Raw genomic sequence first — 18879 nt, 5'->3', positions numbered from 1 at the left:
AATCAGATCAAATCACATATATTTCTTATGGCAAGAAAAAAGAAAGAATTACCACTCCTCAATGACGTCGAGATACTAGATGTCGCTGCTGAGGGAAACTCGATAGCCCGTGTGGATGATATGGTGGTGTTTGTGCCATTCGGCGCACCCGGCGATGTGGCCGATGTAAAAATTGACCGCAAGAAACGTAATTATGCCGAAGGACATATCGAAAAACTGACAAAACCATCGCCAATACGTGTTGAGCCCCGATGCGAACATTTCACACTATGTGGAGGTTGCCGATGGCAGCATCTCCCGTACGAATTTCAATTGAAATGCAAGCAGAAGCAGGTTGAGGATGCTCTGCAGCGGATTGCCAAAATACCTTTCCCGGAACTTACGCCGATACTTGGCTCTGAAAACATCTGGGAATACCGTAATAAGATGGAATATACCTTCTCAAACAAGAAATGGCTGACATTTGACCAGCTTCGTTCCGGAGAAGAGTTCCCCGAACGCCGTGCGGCGGGATTCCATATTTCCGGTGCATTTGATAAGGTATTGGACATAAACCGTTGTCACCTTCAGGATGATCTCGGAAACCGCCTGCGTCTTTTCATCAAGCACTATGGCATGGAGCATGACTATAGCTTCTACGATCTCCGCGAGCAGCATGGACTGTTGCGTACGCTGATGATACGAATCGCCTCTACAGGCGAGGTGATGGCCGTCATGGTCTTTGGTGAGGATGACAAGGAGAAGATCTCTGAACTCATGAACGCCATTGCGGAGAAATTTCCTGAAATCACATCGCTGCTCTATGTTGTAAACACCAAAGTGAATGACACTATCGCTGATCAGGAAATCATTCTCTTCAAGGGTCGTGAATATATCGAAGAGGAGATGGAAGGACTGAAATTCAGGGTAGGGCCTAAGTCTTTCTATCAGACTAATTCCCGACAGGCTTACAGACTTTACAGCGTTGCCCGTGATTTTGCAAAGCTCAAGGGTGACGAACTCGTCTATGACCTCTACACCGGCACAGGCACTATCGCATGTTTCATCGCGCCTAAAGTCCGCCACGTAATCGGTATCGAATATGTCCCTGAAGCCATTGAGGATGCTAAGATTAATGCGGAAGTCAATAATCTCGGCAACACTGAATTCTATGCCGGAGATATGAAAAACGTGTTGACCGCAGATTTTATCGCTGCCCACGGTCGTCCCGATGTGATGATCGTCGATCCTCCGAGAGCCGGAATGCATGAGGATGTTGTAAAAGTAATCCTTGATGCAGCTCCTTCGCGCATTGTATATGTAAGCTGCAATCCGGCTACACAGGCACGGGATCTCGCGCTGTTACATGAAAAGTATGATATCGAAGCTGTACAACCCGTTGACATGTTCCCTCATACGCAGCACGTCGAAAACGTTGTATCACTGACACTTAGATAAAATAAAAAAGCGTCCGCTGCATCGCGCAGCATGACGCCCGAAATTATAATCATCAATTCTAATTATCGGTATTCGTTTTCTCAAACTCATTCTGTAAGAGACAAGGCGGTTACACACAAACATAAGTGTGTGATCGCTTTATCTTTCAGATTGATAACAGCTTAAATTGATTTGGGATAGGAAAATTAGCGGTAATTTTTCATTTGATTCAGAAAAGGATAAGAATGATTATTCAATAAGATTTTTTAGATAATAATAGGTTTAATGTTGTCAGCGATTCTGAGAAATACTCTCTGTGACGCTTAAATTGTGGAGAGAGGGATCAAGATTTCAAATTAATCAGTTTTTGGTTTGAATCTTTTTTAGGAACGGGGTTGACATTTGCAATTATGATCGGATTATCGTTAGTTTAGCTGAAGCTAAAAATATGATTCCTTGTTATGAAGTTGTGTGCGTTATTTCATTTTCACAGTGCAAAATTATAAAGAATTCAATTCACTACCAAATGACTTAACTCTTATTGACCAAACTCCGGTATGATTTAACTATTCGGCACAAAATGCAATGAAATTAATGGAATTATTAACTTAAAATCTTAATAAATCTTCAAATGATTCAAAACGTCATATTAGAACACTTACAAACTGACCTAAGTCACTACCTATACTTAGCCCCCTATAAATTGTCCCATAATCTCGATTAGTACGAATAAAACCAGTTAAATATAGTTAACACTACTGATTATCTTTGACGCGCATGGCGAATTCCTTGACATTCTTAGAACGCAAATGGGATTCACGCTCATGAGCGGGTGGGAGAGTAGATTGATATTTTTCTACTTTCCGAGAGAAACGATCTGAGACGCGTTGTCGGGATAGGATCTCCGTGAGGATAGCAGACACATCACAATCAAAATTAATCAAGATATTACGATCATATTTCAATTGAGTCTCAAGGGCGATAAGATCAAAGAACTTAAAGGATACATCACGGAACTGATCAAGCCAATAAAGGTCTGATCCATGATAATGATCAAGCAGAGGATCTAAGTGTGAAAAACGAGGATATTCAATAAACATCTCATGTATGAGGCAGTCGAAACTATCAGTATCATGTGAATATGGAAGATTAAACTGTTTAAGATATTCATGACATCGATAGGGTAGATAATCATTCGAGAGACCAAATTTTATAAGGGCATCAAGGAGACAGAGGTTTTTACGATAGCGGATATATGCCATACGGACATGACGAGGAACGAACTGACGGAGCGCAGGCAGAACCTTATCACGGATATAGGCAGGGAGGGTGACAGTATAGACACGACCATCCACAGGAAGTTGTACTGTAGGAAATTCAGGAGTTGCACAGAGATCAAGAAAAGATTCCTGTTTACAGATTAGAGATCCTAAGCCACCATCAACACGGGAAGCAGTCCAAAAATTAGGATTCATACCTTCACCAACAGGGAAAGAAACATCCTTACCAACATACTTGGAAACGTATTTAGAAGCAGATCCGTCAACAATCTTAACATAAACAAATCCTTTGCCCCATGCTTTTTCAAGAATATCGATAAAGAAAAGACGATTATAGTCAGTAAGCCAATCTATGCCATAAAGAAGTCCATGATAATGGGGACGCTGATGCAAACTACCGTATTCAGAGAACACGACATGGCGGAAGTAGGTAGGATAACCGGCACGACCGAGATAAAGATGAAAACGGTTTAAGAACCGGCGAACATCCTCACGAGAGACACCATCAGAGGGAAGATTCTCATCATTGTATGTAAGGGTAATAAAAACCTGCGGACATCCATTATGCGACATCTGTTCAAGAAGCATCCGGGTACGGATAGCAGATCTCTTACTTTCGACACATTCAAGACATTTGTTACAGGGGACTTGCATGAAGATGGGCACACAGACACCATCAGGAGTTACCGCGAATGTATTATCACATTTAGAAACATCATTAGGAGCATGAGGCAGAAGAACAGGATAATAAGTCGAATCAGACAACTTGTGCTGCGGTATAGACTTTCCTTTCCAGACGATTTCGGAGAATTCATGGCGATGTTGAGAAAAACGGGGGTTAAGAATAATGGTAGGGTTTAAACACATAACGAAAATTTGTTAATGATTATTATTGGAGGAGAGAGGAGAATGAGTAATTGTTTGCTTCGGAACATCGTTAGCTCCTTCTTTTGTTTTGGGGTGAGGGAACTTTCCAGAAAGTACCATAAAGGCGATAAAGAGGTAAATTTTTCCGCGAAGCGACACACTGTGTCATTCGCTACGTTATACTCAAGTTAGGGGGAGGAAGGGCTTTGCCCTTCCTAACCTATTCGAGAAACTCTAAAAACTGTTGAACAATAGTATAAGCTTCTTTTCCCATATTGCCAGCTGCTTGCATACGGCGTTCATATGCACGAAACGAGCGATTAGTTGTAGTACCTTGATCAATTTCAAGATCGATCAGAAGACGATCATTTTGAATACCAATTCCTATGCCATTAAGCTCATTGAGATCTATCTGAGAATTATTAAGATTAATCTGAGAATCCGCAAGGCGAGACTTGATAAGGATATCACTAATAAGAGTTTTGGCTTGAGTATAATTCAAATGACATTCAGAAGCCATCTTTTCAATCTGAGCCTTAGCAATAGAAGTGTCAAGAAAAGTATGGACACGCTTAGAATATGTATCAGCACCAAGATTAGCAGTCTTAGCTTTAATCTCACCAATAGTGGCATCCAAAACATCAAATTGCTTTTCAAGGTTCTTAATTTCACGATACAATTTCTTTTTCTCTGCATCATTGAGAGAGATCTGAGAAGAACCGAGCTTTACAGTCATACTATTGCACTCGATCTGACCGGTAAGTAACTCTTCCTGATATCGATTGAAAGTCAATTTACCTTCAGTATCGGCATCAACATTAGAAGTCTGCGACTTGATATAATTAGTTTCAGCATTAATTTTTGCAATTTCAGCAGCACGCAAAGAAAGATCCGAAAGACCATCAACTGAGGGTGCTCCGGGAGAAGAAGCTTGAGATCCGGAGGGGGAGGCAGCTTCAGCCATTGAGCCTCCGTAAGCTAACTGCGGATTAAGACCGGCAGCAACCAAACGGTCAACCTGTGATTTTGGGGAGTTATAATCATTGGTACGGTTAAACATATCGACTTGGAACTGGCGGTTCAATTCGGCTTCATCATGAGCGAACTGTTGTTGCTTTTGCAAGAGTTCTGACTGGGCACGGAGTGAGGCACGCGCATCAGATCCGGAAGTAAGAGATCCGACAAGTCCATCGACAGCTTTTTGAGCATAAGGACCGACAACAGGGATAAAACTGGCAGCAGATCCGGCAACAGATCCGAGACCTTTAGCAATAGATTTAAAAATATTACCCATAGAGATAATTGGTCAAAAATGGAACAAAATATCAAAAGATCCTACCGGATCAGGGGGAGATCCGGCAAGATCTTAAAGGTTAAATTGGTCAAAATGTCTAATCGTAGGCTTCCTTATCAGCTTTATGGGCTGCGATCAATCTCTTACGAGCATCCTTCTGGGCATTCCAAACGGCATTGACATCGATACCGCGTTGATCCTCGATAGGAATATCAAAAGAGGGGTTAGAAACTCCATCGACAAAAGATTCTGACATCTGTGCTGAAATGGGAATACCTTTGGCGGCCATAAGAGCCATCTGAGTAGGAGAGACAGAAAGACCGGGAACGACCTTATCAACTCCATTGTCTATAATGTGAGCTATACGGGCAGACTTTGATCTGCGAATATTTTTAATCATAATAAATTATTCAAGACGTGGAACACCGAAACGAGGGATAGGACGTTTTGCCTGAACGTCAAAATAGAGCTGGCCGAGGATAGGCTGAATCGGTTCACCATCAACCTCACGGACAGTAAAGACATCATTCAACTGTTCAGGATCAATCACCGTAAATGACGGACCGAGAGCAGGAAGATTTTTAAAGACACGGTTCATAACAAAGTCACGGAGAGTGGTACGGAACTGACCATGCACTTCATCGACAGACTGGAGATAATCGTACCAAGCACGTTGATAGCCAAAAACACCCGAAAGATCAGACTTAGTACATTGCAAGGGTGCTACTTCTTGATTATGCACGGCCTGCATACCGATATGACCAAATTCAGGAGAATAATAGTCAAGTGAATCATCTGTCTTGAGGAAATGTTTGGGAAGCAACTGGGAGTAGTTAGGAACGGGGACAACTGAAAGAATACCGATAATGAAACCATGCTCATCACAGTAATTATCGACCGAGTTCTTTGAAGATCCTGATCCATACAGCTGACCAGCGTATGATCCAAGAGGCTCATCGGTGGGAGTAGTCTGAGAGACTGTATTAGGAGTGACATCACAGGAAACACCTCCAATAAATTCAGGCATATCCAATTCCTGATAGGAAATATCGACATCATAGTGAGACTTGATCTGATCACGATACTTGTAACCTCGACGGATATTGGTTTCAAGCCAACGCTGAAAGGCATTGACGTTGCGAAAATCATTGATAGAAATACCGGAGGAAGCATAATTTACAAGAGAACGTGTGACAGCCTTGGGGAGCGTCTCCGTAACATCGAAACCAGTAATAGTATCGGCATCATCTCCGGTTTGTGCTTGAACCTGATAAACCTGACCGGTATCAGGATCGGAAACAGACATAACACCAGTAGCGGAAATACCGACAAGAGGAGCGACACCCTGTTGGGGGGAAGCTACACACGTGGTAAGAAAATCCTGTTCCCAGTTACGATAACGTAGCTGATAATTGGTAGAATCAAAGCCACCGGCTTTAGTTGGAAGATATTTATTGTATTCCTTCTCGCCATCGATAACAAATGGATTATTACGTTCATCACGATAGAATGAATTGTAAATACTCTCGTATGCACGGAAGGGAAGTGCAGAAAGCATCAGGGAATCTCCATAGGGCCCGGAATGAATTTCAGGATAGTCAAGGAAGGTAACACTTTCAGAAGCAGAAAAACTGAAATTAGTGAAATACTCGAAATACTCAAGAGTATCACTGACAATAGGAGATACTACATCAACAACAAAATAACAGCGTTCTACTTCGATACCGAAAGAATCAGGCATATCGAATTCGGCAGCAAAGCCACCGACAGTTTGAGTAACAGATACCTCAATAGCAGAAAAGACGAGATTACTTGAATCACAGAAAAGTAGGGAAGCCTTTGTTGGGTATTTCATACGCATACCGATACCGAATTCAACTTTAAGGCGTTCAGAATAGGGTATCCCGTCAGTAAAGGTTATGCGGGCAGAAGGAGACCATTTAGTACCTATCGTAAAGGACGGATTACGAAGCCATTGAACACGATAACCGGATAAAATAAGTTTTTGATCATAGGAAAATGGTTCATTTGTATTCTCTAAAGCGAGAGCATATTGCGTACCGTCTTGGACAGCAAAAACAGCAGAGGCATTGACAGGGACAAAATTAGATCTACTGCCATATACGGAAGATGGCACGCCAAGGAAATCAGCGAGAGAACCAGTCTTGTAGAAATCAGAAGATTGTCCTTTGAGCACGGGGAACGAAAGATTAGATTTAGTCTTGCCATAGAAATCAGGCCAGTCTTCCCATAAGTTGCGGTTTCGTACATAGAAGAAATGGACATCAGCACGAATACGGGTTTGCAACGGGAAAGCCGTAGGCATGAAACGGAGACCGAAAGTTGTGTTAATGCGGAAGGAATCGCCGGGAAGAACCTCCTTACAGAAACAGGGGACAAGCGCACCAAATGGGAGCGTCAGATTATTCTGAAAAGAAAGATCAAATGTGTTGCGGGGAACACTGTTGGCGGGACCTCCATTTTTACCAAATGGATTAGCCATAAAATAAAGATTAAGATAAAGGTTTAAAGTGTGTGTTTAATCCCTAAAAGGATAAAGGCGCAAGAGGATGCGCAAGATCGTAGAGAGAATCAGATAGAGGATGCGCCAAGACAGCCGAGAAAGGCAGAAGCGACTGCAACAAGGATCTCCAAGATCTTTTTTATTACATCTTTTTTCATAGAGCAACATGGATGAATGAATCGTATTTAATAAGTTCAGTATGAGGCAGGGTTGAAAGAACCTCAAAGAGGCGATCCAAAAGACCACCGGAGCAGGAAATATCAGCAGCACGACCTTCAAGATGAAGGGAGGTAGGGACACCTCCGACAAGGCGGTTGAGTGATTGGTTACGGTAACCGGAGCTGACATAAATGGGACAGTTCAAACGGCAGCGGGCAGGTTCAAGAACCTCATTACACAATGTAGAGAGATTCTGAAACACCTTAGCATTGGGATAAAGGGTAATGCCATGGCGGACAGCAGTAGGAGGAGCCAAGAACTCTTCGAGGGTAAAATGCTCGGTAAGTCTAAGGGGTGATCCATTAGCGATACGCTCAAGGCGGGAACGGATATCATCCAGTACAGACCAAACACCGGGATCAGGATTAGGAAGGGATTGGAGTGACTGGACAAGAGAAACACACTGTAAGATAGCAAGCTTGTTAATTTGAGTTAGTGCCATGTAGCCGGGTACATAAAGTTGAAACTAATTGATAGGTCTGCGACAATTCTTTATAGAGTTCAGATTTCGAACCGAGGAATAGCACAGAACTGTAATTCCGTAGAAAGGATTGAAGATAGTCGGCATGTGACAATAAATTCTGCAACATCTTGCGAGGATCTGCAGCGTAGCAGGATTCAAGGGTTTTACGATTTTTTCGGGACATAGACAATAGCCGTTAGAATTACAAGGGCAAAATTAGTCCCATAATCTCGATTATGTAAAATAACGTCTATCTTTTTTTACAACGGCGGTAAATTTTTATCATTTCTCTCTTTCTCATCTTTCCGTCTTGTGGATGCTGGGCCACCCTACTTCATTTTCACGGTCCGTATTATTTTCGGATGTTATTAATGAAAAAAGATTCATATTCATCACGAGTTTTAGATCTGCACGCAAAAGATGCTTCAGTCTAAAAATTAACTCTGTTGTAGGATCTGTACTTGCACTTGCCGGATTCTACGCTTTAATTAGCCGATTTTCATATTGTCTTAAATTTCAGCCAATGCAAGTCCCAAACCTTCCAACCAGAAATTTATCCAGTCTGACACAGCCACATCCCGTCCTTATGCTTTTTTCTTCTGAAGAAGCTTTTTGAGTTTGGCTGGAGTCAGATCTTCGGGATATTCTGAGAAATTGAGACGCAGTGTGCAGCCCTCACGATAACGGCTACATCCAAAAGCCGTCTTACCTTTTAGTAGATGGCCTTGTCCACATACAGGACACTCGATCTGCTCAAATTTACGTGTGCGTGGCGCACGAGGTTTCGGTTTGTCAGGCTTAGCACTTACGCTACCATCTTTCTGATCCCCGTCATCAGATTTCTTCGGTGAATTATCCACAATAATTTTTGAACGGGAATTATCACTCAACACATTGATTACAATCTGATTAATCAGGATTTTCAGCTCCTGAATAAATTCTGCCGCCGAGTATTCGCCACGTTCGATCCTACGCAGTTTATTTTCCCAAAGCCCCGTCAGTTTAGCACTTTTAAGCAGCTCTTCATTTATGCTGTCAATCAGATCGATACCGGCCTGAGAAGCCATGATTGACTTACGGTTGCGATGGATATACTTTCTCTTGAAAAGGGTTTCGATTATTGCCGCACGAGTCGATGGCCGACCTATGCCATTCTCTTTCATTGCCTCACGAAGTTCCTCATCCTCAACCGTTTTACCAGCCGATTCCATAGCACGTAACAGCGTACCCTCCGTATAATACTTAGGCGGTTGAGTGGTACGTTTCTGCAATGAAGGCTCATGCGGGCCGCTCTCTCCTACCGTAAAATCAGGTAGAATACGGTCATCGCTATTGTCTTCATCATTCTTGGATTCATCCGGAGCGGCATTATCATACAATTTTCTCCAGCCCGGATCTTCGATTACCTTACCTGTAGCTTTGAAACCTGTCTTATCTACCTCTCCCATCACTGTCGTACTCAGGAATTTACAATCAGGATAAAAGGCAGCTATGAAACGGAGTGCTATAAGATGGTAAAGCTTACGTTCATGTCCTACGAGCACCGTCGGAGACTGTCCGGTAGGAATGATGGCATGGTGATCCGTTACCTTTGAATTGTCAAATACCTTCTTGCTCTTAGGTAGTTTCGATTCGAGCAAAGGAGCTGTAAGCGACGCATACGGCGTCATGTTGCGCAATATGCCGGGCACCTTGCCATAGATATCATCGGAAAGATACGTCGTATCAACACGCGGATAAGTCGTCACCTTTTTCTCGTAAAGTGACTGTATGAGACGGAGAGTTTCGTCAGCGGTCCAACCCCATTTCTTATTACACTCAACCTGTAAGGATGTCAGGTCAAAGAGTCGTGGCGGAGCTTCCCTACCCTTCTTTTTCTGCACATCTGTGATGACCATCGGGAAAGCCTTTATCGCTTCAAGAGTCGATTCAGCCTCCTCAGGCGACTTAAAACGTCCGGCCGTTGCATTGAACACCGCACCTCTATATAAAGTCTTGAGTTCCCAATAATCCTCCGGCTTGAAATTCTCGATCTCGAAGTGACGCTGCACTATAAGTGCCAGTGTCGGTGTCTGCACTCGTCCGATCGACAGTACATTGCCGGGAGATGAATATTTGAGCGAATAAAGGCGTGTGGCATTCATTCCGAGAATCCAGTCTCCTATGGCACGCGAAAGGCCTGCATGGTAGAGATTGTCAAAATCAGATTCAGGTTGCAGATGAGCAAAGCCTTCACGGATGGATTCATCCGTCAGCGATGAAATCCAAAGCCGTTTCACCGGACAATGGATCGATGCTTTCTGCATCACCCAACGCTGTATCAGTTCTCCTTCCTGACCGGCATCACCGCAATTGATCACTTCATCAGCTTCGGCTATGAGATTCTCGATTACCTGAAACTGGCGTTCAATTCCCTTATCCGGTATGACTTTTATACCGAAACGATGTGGAATCATGGGGAGCACACCGAGTGCCCACCGTTTCCAACGCTCTTCATAATCACCGGGTTCTTTAAGTGTACAAAGATGTCCGAAGGTCCAAGTGACTTTATAGTCCCCACCCTCGTAATAACCGTCGCGGCGCACATCCGCGCCAAGTATCTGTGCTATATCCTTTGCTACACTGGGTTTCTCGGTGATACAGAGCTTCATTTGCGTTTTTTAGTTGCGATCTTTTTAGCGGTAGTCGTTGACTGTCCGCGTGCTGTGGTGAAAAGAAGCTGCACTCCGGCATCAGGTTTCGTTGCGGGAAAGTCGATTTCCAAAGGTATTTCGCCCTCATCCTCCCACTGGAAGTAACGGCGGAAATCAACGCCATCAATATCTGTAGCCTTCCATGATGCACTATTGCCTACATACTGCACTTCGTCTATACGCGCTGAAGTGTGCGGACGGCCTTGCACACGCCCATAGACCCTCGTCAGGTCAGGACGATAGTCGATACTATCCACAGTAAAGGTCAGCACATTATCTGAAGTACTGGTAAAATCCTTTACGACTTTTGCCGAGAGCGTAGTGCAAACGAATGCGGCAGATGCTATGAGTGTGACGATTCTTTTCATGATGAATGGTAATGCAAATTTAGTGAGAATTATTAATTTGAGCAAACTTTCTCTTCAGCTCAATGCTTGGAGAGATACTTTTCAAGAGTGCTTACAGAGGGGTTAACGGCTACGATCTTTCCCTGTGGATCAATGAGATAAGATGAAAAACCTGAATCAAGACGATAATTTGAGGAAAGATGGCGAGCCTTGGCATCAGAGATATGAAATTGTGTCGAGTTATCAAGATTATCCTTCTTCACGATTTCACGGAACAGATCGGGGTCAGCATCGGTGTTAACCGACAGAAGTGAGAAATCATGTTCTGGATTCGCATGGAGAAACCTGTCATACTCACCCGCAGCAATACGCGAGACCGCATTTGAGGAGTCCCAGAAATTGACCAGAACGTATTTTCCTCGGAGCTTATCGAGCGAAACATTTACAGAATCATTGGCAAGAAGCTCAATTTCCGGCGCCGTGTAGCCTTCATCGGCTTTGACGACACGATCTGAATAAGCCGCTATCAATGCAATCAGCGCGGCAAAAAATACTATATAAGTTAATGCTTTTTTCATGTCTATATGCGTTGTAGAACTTTTATGGGCCTGAATTGCCCCATACTATTAAGACAACTCAGACCCATAAAAGTTCTATAACGCTCCTCTCTGATCATCAGAAAGGATAGCCTATGGCGAGATGGAATGCGAGTGATTTTTTGAATGATTCCATGTTGTAATATCCTCTCTTACCTGTATTATATGGAGCATGGATGCCAATTCCGAGGTCACCGCGCAGGACAAGCATCGAGATATCGAAACGCAGGCCTACTCCGGTGCCGAGTGCGAGATCCTTGAAGAAGTTATTGGCTCTCAACTGACCTCCGGGTCGTTCCGGTTCATTTTTAATAGTCCAGACATTACCGGCATCGAGAAATGCCGCTCCGTGCAGCGGACCAAGTATCGGGAAACGATATTCACTGTTAGCAATAAAGGTGAATGTACCTGTCTGATCGAAATAACCATTGACCTGACTTGCTGGGGCGTGGTATGAACCGGGGCCTATAGACCGGACTGTAAATGCACGCACCGAGTTCGCACCACCACAATAGAACTGCTCGCTGTAAGGAACCTGTGACGAGTTCCCGTAGGCGTATGCTGCTCCAGTGCCTATACGACTCACGAGCCAATGATCTCCGAAAAATTTCCGGCCATAGACAATCTGCGCGTAACCCTTGACAAACTGAGAGAAGGGTGTGTGGAACAATGTCTTCTCCCCTTTCTTTCCGCAAAGTTCATAGATGGACCAGAAAATATTGCCGGCTTCCTGAAGAGTAAACTGGACATTGATGGTATTGCTCTTGTTCATCGCACGGTCATAGACGAAACCATAGGACATCTGCGGGACATACTGGCTCTGGAAGCTTAGTGCAATGGCTGGATTAGCATTCATGATCGAATCAAAGACAGCCGTCGTGCGCTGAAGCTTATTGTAGGTCATCTTGAATAGTGTAAATGTATTCGAGATGTATCTCGACGATTGCCAATCGTAAGCTATACCGGCGTTGAACTGACTAAGTTTGAAATAATGGGGACGGTTTAGAAGATCAATGCCGAGTGACAGACGTGTCCAATTGACATTACGCCTCATACGTGGTATGACATTCGGTGCAAGCAAACGTGGAAAAGCAAGCGTACCGTTGAGACCTACCTCGTAGGAATTAAACACAGAATTATGTCGTCCGGAGCCTGTCTGCCATTCGTATGAACCCGTAAGCGCAACAGTCAGCAGCTCACCGCCACCGAAAAGATTGCGGTTGGTCAGGCCGAGACTTAGACCCGGCCCAAGATATGAATTGGATTTTGACGAAACATTAGCTTCGATAGATGCCTCCAGCGGTCGGTCATAGGTACACTCGATCGTCACGTCAAGCAGATTTTCAGAAGTGTTCGTACTGTCACGCTCAACGTTGATTGTTATATCATTGAAAATTCCGAGACGTGCAAGACGTGTTTGAGTAGCGTTCATCTGACGGACAGAAAATGTCCGCCCTTCCTGAAATACTATACAAGACGGGATCAATCCTTTGCGCAGACGCGACGGCATATAGCGGATCAACGTGCCTCGTTGAGTCTCTGTCGTGTCAGGTACACCACCTGAACGGTTCTTATATATATAGGTAGTGATCTGTCCTGTCTTATACTTTGCAAGAGCCAAAGACGGGATATTATTGGCAATATCCAGCTTAATCGCAATACTACCGGGATTGATAGTACTGTCGGCGAGATACTGTATGTATTCCGGTCTGAAGAAATAATAGCCGTGATTGCGGACAGCATTAGCGATATTTACGCGTAATGCCGACAAGGAATCAGTTGAATAACGCGAACCGACCTTAAAATATTTTGAGCGGTTGACGACGGAGTCGATCACATGAAAGAGAGGCACCGAATCCGGTAGCAATATCAGCGAGTCGATATTATAAGGATGTCCGGCATTTATCTTATAAAGGATCGAGGCTTTTTTCTTGTTGCGTTTCTGCACAAGTTCATAACTGGCAGTGCCCGAAAAATAGCCGTTATTGTCCAGCAGTTCTTCAAGCATGTGTGTACGCACCTCCGGGCGGACATCGCTCACGAGTACAGGAGTGGCAGCGAGTTTCTCATATATCCAGTGTTTCAGGCCCTTGGGAGGATTCGGCCAATTGTTATATACCCACAATCCGAGTGGAAACGGCACGCGGACAGATGCCGAACCGAGCAATGAATTGTTCGGCTTGACCGATACCGCTTCCGTGAGGGTCGAACGTACACCTGTCGGGAATTTCTCTTTATCAGGAGTTGTCACTTCTACCCCCTTGAGTCCTGTGTAAAGAATCTCGTCCTGTCCTATACGGCGTGTGGTGGAGCATCCTGCAAGCATAAGGCTTGCGACAACGTATATAAAAAGTTTCCTCATATATTATCTCTGGAGACTTAAATTATATTTCTTAATACTATACGGATGGTCACTTCTGTCAGTCCCTGCGGATACCGAAAAGTTCCCAAAGCGAATTGATTTTTCTCTTCAGCACAAAACCGACACCTGTCTGCGTGATCTCACCTTCAAGGATACTTTCATAGCCCGTGTGGCGGAAGATCCTGACATACATTGAGCCTGATTTGTTGAGCAGATATTCAAACGAGATATCGTTGATAAGATTCTGTGAGAAGTTTTCATCGGCATCCGAGTCTGTGTAATTACCTCCGACAATGATCTTGAAGCGATCATTGAAGAATGATTTGCTTACACGATAGCTGTAAGATGTCGTCGTAGAGGTATTACCACCGTATGTCTGGTCATACTGATCGATACCGAACGAGATATCCACGCCTCGGATATTATTCGCAGCCCATGAGTTGAGTCTGGATGTAAGGAACGAGTAGAGCTGATTGCCCGACAGATTTGCATTGCCCTTTGTGCCTGCTCCGGAATACACATTATAAAGGAGCATATTCATAGCCTGATTGGCTCGCTGCTCCGCAGACATTGATGAGAGTTCGTTCTGGACCGTTATATCGTCGTCAGTCGAGAGATCAAACGCTACGTTCATATTGGCGAGCGTGTTGGTTATGGCAAGACTGACATCGAAGTTTACGAGTCGTGAGTTCTGTCCCTCCTGAGTGACATTGGCTTTGATCACATCAATGGCATGAATGTTCAATGTAGGATTCATCATGTCACCGTTAAATGAAATGTATGACCCTTCCTGAAATGCGAAGTTCTTTTCGGACATGAAGGGAGGCGTATAGCGTACGAAACCGCTGTTGATATTTATACGTCCTGTCATACGTTCGCCGTTGAGTTCCGACATGGAGAATGTCACATTGCCCTGCGGCATGATCTGAGCTTTATTTGAACCGTTGGCGGAAAGATCGACATTGAATATCGCCCCCTCCATCAGATGCAGGTGTGCCTCAAGATCGAGCGACATTGAAGGTGTGACGAGCGAATCAGCCTTCACAACAACCGATGTGTCGTTGAACTGAACGAAATGGACCATATCCTCATCAGTCTGTGAGCTGAGGTTCTGCACACTTTCAGTCACGACATAGGTGACATTTGTACCTGTAAGCACACTGAGGTCGGCATTGACATCAAGGCGCGTCATGTCACCTTTAGCACTTGCATCAATATCAAGGAATGCCTTACCATAAACCTCCGAACCATTCTTCGCGCGGTTGCTGTTGACGATCTGTATATTATTTGCCTTGAGCGTAAGGTCAAGACCGAGATTCGCAAGATTGCGGGCATTGACTGTTCCGTTCACATATAGAGGATTCTCATTGCAGCCCGTGACCGCGAAATCATTAAATGATACGATACCGCTGTCAACAGGGATCTTCTCATCCGAGAAGCGGAAAGGAGTGCCAAGCATCGTTACTTTGACTTCGGTTGTGTCAAAGTCAATGAACCCATTGAAAACGGGGTGAGCCATATTGCCTGTAATTTCCATTTCACCGTTGAGCATACCTGACAGTTTGGCCATTCCCTGCGGTATGAATGGATTGACCACACGCAGCGGGAATTTGATCATTCGGAAATCAAGAAGGAAGGGATTTCCTGCAGTGCTGTCATTGAGCACACCATGAGCGGTTATGGTCTTTATGGAATCTACCATAAGGCTTACGTCGGCCATCAGCTTACCGCCGGGATTATTGGCCACATCAACAGCCAGATCAAAATCACCGACGCGATCGCGTCCATAGAAGAGATCCTTTAATCCGACACTTCCCTTTCCGGTCAGTACACCTGCATCATAGCTGATACGCATATCAGCGTTGAGATCACCCTTGATCGGAGGTGCGAACGGGTTGATCGCAAGCCAATCCTGTAGATGCACGTCGGAGATCTGAACGATCAGGTCGTCATATTTCAGGATACTGTCGTTTGTCATACCGACTGAATCCACACCGGCAGGATGCTCCGTGAATATTTTGATGAAACTGTTATCGCCATGCAAGGCAAGGGATGCTTCGAGATGACGAGTACCAAGATTATAACTTATGAAATTATCCTTGTTGATTGTCCACGGTTTGTAGGCAATGGTGGGTTTGGTAGGAACAATCTTTACTGTCACTACGCTATCGACCAGCAGTGCGGTAAGGCCGAGATTAAATCCGTTCTCTCCTTTTATATTCTGCTGTTTCATGTAGGCGGAGAACCGGTTCGTGCCCACGAAACCATTGAGAGCGACATGAGCAAAATCGTCAAACGTTCCGGGCCTATTATTGATATCGGCCTTATAGACAAGATAGAGTCCGTGCTGTATGGCATTGAATGTAATGGTGTCAATACGCGTAGTGCCGGTGGCAAATCTATAGATCTGCGTGTTGAGCCACAGGAGAGAGTCATTATGGACACCACCGATAACCTTTTTCATGTCAATGGCGGAGGACTCGCTAAGGAACTTGGCTGCAAGGTTATTCTGTCCCATTTCAAACAGCATATCGAATGGCGGCAATGCCTGATGCAGTCTATCCACATCGATACGCATACTGTCCATCTGGGTTACAGCCTCCTTCATTCCCGACGTAAGTCCGTTAATGAATGGGAAGAGTGTCTGCTGTGAATGGAGTTTTACATTCATATCGCCGTTGATGAGCGATCCGTCAAGCACAGAATCAGCCGAAACGAGTGTGAGGTTAACAGGCTGGGGAGACACTATGTCAAGTTCGGGAAGATTCCATGTCAGATTGCTGACATCGGCTTTCGCATCTATGTCTGACGATACGACATTATAGTAGCCGGAAGTCGAGAGATCAAGACTTCCGCGGTTGACTGTCGGAGACAGGCCGAGAGCCTGCAGGTTGATATTTCTTACGTTAGTAGTCAGATCCCAGCGCACGCTGTCACCGTCAATACTTGCATCAAAACGTGCCGAAGCATCAGCGTCGTGATTATAACTGTCGAGAGCCCCCTTTGCGTTACCGTCATGAAGCGTCGTGTTGAGCACAATATCGCGGTAAGTCTCCTTATTGTATCTGATACTGTCAAGCTTGACATTAGCATCAATTGTGGTATTCTTGCTGAGCGGATTGTAACCACGGCCATCAACGGTCAGAGATGCAGTCAGACGTTCTACTCCATACTCAGGCACAAATGCATCCACCGGGAAATTCCTTAAATTGAGTGTCGCATTGTATGATTCGGCTTTTGCCACCCATCGGCCTGCACCGGCAAGACGACCTCCCCCGGTTGTAAGAACGAGGTCACCTGCCACCTTACCGGGATAATAATCTACAGTGCCGTTGACAGCGAGAGCCGGAACTTTTTTGATCGGCAGGAAGGCAAATTGCTTGTCTGTAATAGTTGAGAGATTTCCGTCAAGGCTAAGCTGTCCACCGATCTTGTCAGGATCGAAAGCATCGCTGACCTCACCTTCAAGTGCGACATGTGCCAAACCGGGCATCCTCACATCAAAAGTATAGACATTCAAGAGTTTTGGTGTTCCCTCGATGTCGGCCGATACGGAAATCGGAGTCAAGGGTTTCAACATGCTTTTCATGTCAGGGAAAGCAATTGCAATCTCTGCGGGGTCAATAAGACCGGAAGCCTTGAGCATAAGCGGAAGATTTGGATCAGACATAAGGTCGCCCATACCCATCGATGCATTGACCAGCAAGGAAGATCGGAGTGTCTCGATCGAAAAATCTTTTGCGGACATTGCGTTACTGTCCATCTCAAACAGGCCGTCGGCGTGAAGCTGCAAACCGCTTCGCTCTAAACCGGAAAGTTCCTTCAGGGGAACGCGGATTGAGGTTCCTTTATTATAGAATGAATCAACCTCAATGCTGACATTGCTAACAGCTATGTATGACGGATCAAAGCCGGGAAGCGGTTTCACATCCTTCTGCGCATAAAGACCTTCACGGGCAGTCAGGCGTAAGGTATCGGCGGTTATCGTCCACATTTCGGATTCGGGTGTGACAACCGTATCAGCAGCTACGGGCACAGTCTCCGTAACAAGTGGATAGATATATGCAGCTGAAACACTATCGACATGCAGACTCTGACCATAGATGCGTTTGGTAGCCATATCGAAATGCCCGTTGCGTAACTCCATCCGGTCAACGCTACAACCAAGGCTGTCGATCATCGGCTGCATTGACATATCGTAAGTGAGATCAGTAATGGTTATCCGGTCAGCTTTCACATTCCAAGGTGTACCTTGTGCAGTGTCAACAGGAGTGGCTGTCGAATCCTCAAGCATACGCAGTTTTACCCTTACACCATCGATATTGACAGTGGTAAGGTCAATATTACCATCTTTAAGGATGATATCAGTAGCATTGATATCAGCGCGGGATATATTGGCTCTGAGCCACATTATGGAATCATTATTGCCGAGCTGATAAAAGACACTGTCAAGTTCAGCACCACCGATCTCGATATTGCCTTTGAAGAGAGGACTCAACTTGACATCAACTGCAAGATGCGCCGATGTCAACATGGTATCTCCGTTAGCCTGAATGACAGTGGCGTCATCTACTTTCAGTTTGAGGGGGAAACCAAGTCGCATTCTGCCGACTTCGATTTTCATGCCGGTGGATTTGCTCACCTGTTCGGTTGCAATCCTTACAGCAAAATCCTGCACGAAAGGAACGTAGAGGAGCACCGGTATTGCAATCAATAACAAGACGAGGCCAAGAATAGCCCAAAGGAAAATCCTCAGCAACTTTTTAGCTATGTTACGGCTCAAGGCACATCAATTTTTAAAGGTTAATATTTCAATTG

Annotated in this window: 12 protein-coding genes; 1 reads left to right on the top strand and 11 read right to left on the bottom strand. The window is 44.7% G+C overall.

The annotated features are described in order from the left end of the window. Positions 1-27: 27 nt before the first annotated feature. Positions 28-1437: a 23S rRNA (uracil(1939)-C(5))-methyltransferase RlmD gene (gene rlmD, locus K2G41_RS01215; protein ID WP_300113264.1), complete on the top strand. Its 1410-nt coding sequence runs from the start codon at positions 28-30 to the stop codon at positions 1435-1437. A gap of 734 nt (positions 1438-2171) precedes the next feature. On the opposite strand, the gene K2G41_RS01210 is transcribed toward rlmD, so the two are convergent. The 11 genes from K2G41_RS01210 to K2G41_RS01160 all read right to left on the bottom strand — a co-directional run bounded on the left by K2G41_RS01210 (position 2172) and on the right by K2G41_RS01160 (position 18844). After that, the gene (locus K2G41_RS01210) at positions 2172-3563 is read right to left on the bottom strand and encodes a hypothetical protein (protein WP_300113259.1); all 1392 of its coding nucleotides are present in this window, start codon (positions 3561-3563) and stop codon (positions 2172-2174) included. Between the two features lie 220 nt (positions 3564-3783). Continuing rightward, positions 3784-4857 carry a hypothetical protein gene (locus K2G41_RS01205; protein ID WP_300113255.1) on the bottom strand — a complete coding sequence of 358 codons (1074 nt, stop codon included), beginning with the start codon at positions 4855-4857 and terminating at the stop codon, positions 3784-3786. Positions 4858-4954: 97 nt separating this feature from the next. Continuing rightward, entirely contained in the window at positions 4955-5257 is a 303-nt protein-coding gene (locus K2G41_RS01200) for a hypothetical protein (protein ID WP_300113252.1), read from the bottom strand. Between the two features lie 6 nt (positions 5258-5263). Further along, complete coding sequence (locus K2G41_RS01195; protein WP_300113249.1) at positions 5264-7360, bottom strand: major capsid protein; 2097 nt, start codon at positions 7358-7360, stop codon at positions 5264-5266. Between the two features lie 89 nt (positions 7361-7449). Continuing rightward, the gene (locus K2G41_RS01190; protein WP_300113246.1) at positions 7450-7539 is read right to left on the bottom strand and encodes a smalltalk protein; all 90 of its coding nucleotides are present in this window, start codon (positions 7537-7539) and stop codon (positions 7450-7452) included. Then, entirely contained in the window at positions 7536-8042 is a 507-nt protein-coding gene (locus K2G41_RS01185; protein WP_300113243.1) for a D-Ala-D-Ala carboxypeptidase family metallohydrolase, read from the bottom strand. Before K2G41_RS01185 ends, K2G41_RS01190 begins: the two co-directional genes overlap by 4 nt. A 605-nt stretch (positions 8043-8647) precedes the next feature. Next, a complete protein-coding gene (locus K2G41_RS01180; protein ID WP_300113240.1) occupies positions 8648-10714 on the bottom strand; it encodes a DNA topoisomerase 3 in 2067 nt (688 codons plus the stop codon). Then, positions 10711-11124 carry a hypothetical protein gene (locus K2G41_RS01175; RefSeq protein ID WP_300113238.1) on the bottom strand — a complete coding sequence of 138 codons (414 nt, stop codon included), beginning with the start codon at positions 11122-11124 and terminating at the stop codon, positions 10711-10713. Before K2G41_RS01175 ends, K2G41_RS01180 begins: the two co-directional genes overlap by 4 nt. Before the next feature lie 59 nt (positions 11125-11183). Beyond that, positions 11184-11681, bottom strand: coding sequence for a redoxin domain-containing protein (locus tag K2G41_RS01170; protein ID WP_300113236.1), 498 nt, complete (start codon positions 11679-11681; stop codon positions 11184-11186). A 97-nt stretch (positions 11682-11778) separates the two neighbouring features. Next, positions 11779-14061, bottom strand: coding sequence for a BamA/TamA family outer membrane protein (locus K2G41_RS01165; protein WP_300113232.1), 2283 nt, complete (start codon positions 14059-14061; stop codon positions 11779-11781). A gap of 58 nt (positions 14062-14119) precedes the next feature. Then, positions 14120-18844: a translocation/assembly module TamB domain-containing protein gene (locus K2G41_RS01160; protein ID WP_300113229.1), complete on the bottom strand. Its 4725-nt coding sequence runs from the start codon at positions 18842-18844 to the stop codon at positions 14120-14122. Positions 18845-18879 lie beyond the last annotated feature (35 nt).

The sequence above is a fragment of the Duncaniella sp. genome, from assembly GCF_029056165.1.
Lineage (GTDB): Bacteria > Bacteroidota > Bacteroidia > Bacteroidales > Muribaculaceae > Duncaniella.
Note: the sequence above shows the minus strand (reverse complement) of the source record. Positions and strands in the feature narration are given on the sequence as shown.

What these genes read in the sequence shown, in the direction of transcription:
- K2G41_RS01180 (WP_300113240.1), bottom strand. Translation starts at nt 10,714, where the DNA reads ATGAAGCTCTGTATCACCGAGAAACCCAGTGTAGCAAAGGATATAGCA.
- rlmD (WP_300113264.1), top strand. Translation starts at nt 28, where the DNA reads ATGGCAAGAAAAAAGAAAGAATTACCACTCCTCAATGACGTCGAGATA.
- K2G41_RS01170 (WP_300113236.1), bottom strand. Translation starts at nt 11,681, where the DNA reads ATGAAAAAAGCATTAACTTATATAGTATTTTTTGCCGCGCTGATTGCA.
- K2G41_RS01195 (WP_300113249.1), bottom strand. Translation starts at nt 7,360, where the DNA reads ATGGCTAATCCATTTGGTAAAAATGGAGGTCCCGCCAACAGTGTTCCC.
- K2G41_RS01185 (WP_300113243.1), bottom strand. Translation starts at nt 8,042, where the DNA reads ATGGCACTAACTCAAATTAACAAGCTTGCTATCTTACAGTGTGTTTCT.
- K2G41_RS01200 (WP_300113252.1), bottom strand. Translation starts at nt 5,257, where the DNA reads ATGATTAAAAATATTCGCAGATCAAAGTCTGCCCGTATAGCTCACATT.
- K2G41_RS01190 (WP_300113246.1), bottom strand. Translation starts at nt 7,539, where the DNA reads ATGAAAAAAGATGTAATAAAAAAGATCTTGGAGATCCTTGTTGCAGTC.
- K2G41_RS01205 (WP_300113255.1), bottom strand. Translation starts at nt 4,857, where the DNA reads ATGGGTAATATTTTTAAATCTATTGCTAAAGGTCTCGGATCTGTTGCC.
- K2G41_RS01175 (WP_300113238.1), bottom strand. Translation starts at nt 11,124, where the DNA reads ATGAAAAGAATCGTCACACTCATAGCATCTGCCGCATTCGTTTGCACT.
- K2G41_RS01165 (WP_300113232.1), bottom strand. Translation starts at nt 14,061, where the DNA reads ATGAGGAAACTTTTTATATACGTTGTCGCAAGCCTTATGCTTGCAGGA.
- K2G41_RS01210 (WP_300113259.1), bottom strand. Translation starts at nt 3,563, where the DNA reads ATGTGTTTAAACCCTACCATTATTCTTAACCCCCGTTTTTCTCAACAT.